This is a genomic window from Shewanella sp. SM74 (assembly GCF_025653725.1).
Taxonomy (GTDB): Bacteria; Pseudomonadota; Gammaproteobacteria; order Enterobacterales; family Shewanellaceae; genus Shewanella; species Shewanella oncorhynchi.
In genome coordinates this window covers 1-2,390 of sequence record NZ_JAKKRZ010000075.1, presented here as the reverse complement: position 1 = coordinate 2,390, position 2,390 = coordinate 1, and the positions used below count along the sequence as shown (strand labels likewise).

General features: G+C 44.2%; 3 protein-coding genes. All 3 read left to right on the top strand.

Annotated elements, in window-relative coordinates:
- Nucleotides 1-82 precede the first annotated feature (82 nt).
- Nucleotides 83-427, top strand: coding sequence for an IS66 family insertion sequence element accessory protein TnpB (locus L5M49_RS24955; protein ID WP_182774132.1), 345 nt, complete (start codon nucleotides 83-85; stop codon nucleotides 425-427).
- Nucleotides 424-774 (top strand): IS66 family insertion sequence element accessory protein TnpB, encoded by a 351-nt coding sequence (tnpB, locus tag L5M49_RS24950; protein ID WP_263180497.1) that lies wholly within the window; start codon nucleotides 424-426, stop codon nucleotides 772-774. The genes L5M49_RS24955 and tnpB overlap by 4 nt, the downstream gene beginning before the upstream one ends.
- 91 nt (nucleotides 775-865) lie before the next feature.
- The gene (gene tnpC, locus L5M49_RS24945; protein WP_249554561.1) at nucleotides 866-2,368 is read left to right on the top strand and encodes an IS66 family transposase; all 1,503 of its coding nucleotides are present in this window, start codon (nucleotides 866-868) and stop codon (nucleotides 2,366-2,368) included.
- Nucleotides 2,369-2,390: the final 22 nt, after the last annotated feature.

The window sequence follows — 2,390 nt, the reverse complement described above, 5'->3', positions numbered from 1 at the left end:
GTATGCGTCTAGCGAAGTACACCTAGCATCGATGTTCTGATTGTCTAAAAATACCTGCTCAATGATAAATTTGGAGCAGGTGATGAAAACATACAGAACAACTACTCAGTGGCAGATGCTACTTCAACAACGCGGCTCGTTTAGTGGCACTAATATCGAATTTTGCCAACACCATAATGTCTCTATCACCACTTACTATAAACAGCGCGCTTTACTGGCTGAGTATCAGCCTAATTCAACCTTGCCAGTGCAAACAACGAACCCCACATCATCACGTTTTATTCAGTTAAAACAAACCACCACTGAAGTCTGCGCGCAAACTCATCAAAATGTGGTGCAGTTTGATATCCGCACAGGCCAGTTAATGTTTCCTGCCAATTTAGCAACGAACGATATCGTTGCCATCATTAAAGGGCTGATGGCATGAAGATGTTTGTTGATGTGCCCACCGTTTATTTATGTGCGGATGTGGTCGATTTTCGTAAATCGATTAATGGATTAGCCGCCTTAGTGGAAGCAGAGCTTGAACTACCGGTGCTCAGTGGTGCGCTATTTGTGTTTCGTAATAAAGGGCGCGACAAACTCAAACTGCTGTACTGGGATAACACCGGGTTTGCCCTGTGGTATAAGCGATTAGATAAACATAAGTTCAAATGGCCTAAACTCATGTCACCCACCATGACATTAACCGAGCAACAATTACGCTGGTTATTAGCGGGTTATGATGTGATTGGCCACAGCAAAATTGATGTCGCAGGTAAGCAAGTGCTTTAATTATTCAAAAGAGTTGGCGATCGATTGATGATCATCAAAAGACGTTCAGTTAGCACTGGAAAGCCTTTTGTTATGCCTTAAAATAGGCTTCATGAAAAATGAACTCGCCCTTAAACAGCGCATCGCTGAGCTGGAAAAACTGCTCGAAAATGAGCGGCAATTATCTTTACAGAAAGATGCACAAATCGCTGCGTTAGAAGAACGCTGGCGCCTGGCTCAACAAAAACAATTCGGCAAAAGTGCTGAAGGCTTTGTGGGGCAAGGCGAGTTATTCAATGAAGTGGAAGAGATTATTGAAGCCATTGAGGAAGAGCAGCAATCCATTAGTTATACCCGTAAAAAACCGGTGCGTAAGCCACTGCCAAAAGACTTACCCCGTGAACAAGTTATCCACGATATAGAAGATAAAACCTGTGATTGCTGTGGCGGTGAGCTACATAAAATGGGTGAAGATAAGTCAGAAAAGCTTGAGTTTATTCCCGCTCAAATCAAAGTGATTGAGCACATTCGGCCTAAGTACGCTTGCCGTCACTGTGATAAATCCTCGATTCAAACACAGATAAAGCAAGCCTCAATGCCTGCCATGCCCATCAACAAAGGCATTGCAACAAGCAGTTTGCTCAGTCAGCTTATCACCAGTAAATACCAATATGGGTTACCGCTTTATCGCCAGGAAGCCATGTTCAAGCAATACGGTATTGAGCTCAGTCGCCAGACCATGAGCAGCTGGATAGACAAATCCGCCGCACTCTTCGCGCCACTAGTTGAGCGACTTAAAGCCGAGCTGTTAAAGCAGCCCACGCTGTTTGCCGATGAAACGCCATTAAAGGTGGTGAAATCCGATAAAGTGAACAGCTACATGTGGGTGTATTGTTCAGGTCGAGATTCACCAGACCCGAATAATCCTATCCCTAATATCGTGCTTTACGACTTCCACAATAGTCGCGCGGCCGCCTGCGTGGTTAATTATCTTGATGGATATCAAGGGTATTTACACGTGGATGGTTATCAGGCCTATGCCAAAACAGAGGCAACCTTAATCGGCTGTTGGGCTCATGCTCGTCGTAAATTTATCGACGCGAAAAAGCTACAAGGGAAAAATAAAACCGGCAAAGCGGATGTGGTATTGAGCCTTATCCAAAAACTGTACGGCGTTGAGTCACGCGTTAAAGATAAAAGTGTGGATGATAAATACACGACAAGACAACAAGCCAGTGTGCCTATACTGGACAAGCTAAAAGCATGGCTTGAGCAGAACCAGCCAAATTTAGTGGGCAATACCAAACTAATTGAGGCGGCTAATTACCTGGCTAATCAATGGCACAAACTCATTCGCTATGTGGATGATGGACGACTCAGCATCGATAACAATAGAGCTGAACGTGCAGTAAAACCGTTTGTGATAGGCCGAAAAAATTGGTTATTTAGCCAAACGGCTAACGGTGCACATGCCAGTGCCGCCCTTTACAGTATTGTGGAAACCGCCAAAATAAATGGTCTAATCCCATTTGATTACATCATGGTTTGCCTTGATGAACTGTGTAAACCAGAACCCAATATCGATAGCTTGTTACCCTGGAATTTTAAACAGTAGGTGTGGTTCGCTAGACGGTTAC

Excerpts from the sequence above, each read along its gene's own strand:
- tnpC (WP_249554561.1), top strand. The coding sequence starts at position 866 with ATGAAAAATGAACTCGCCCTTAAACAGCGCATCGCTGAGCTGGAAAAA.
- tnpB (WP_263180497.1), top strand. The coding sequence starts at position 424 with ATGAAGATGTTTGTTGATGTGCCCACCGTTTATTTATGTGCGGATGTG.
- L5M49_RS24955 (WP_182774132.1), top strand. The coding sequence starts at position 83 with ATGAAAACATACAGAACAACTACTCAGTGGCAGATGCTACTTCAACAA.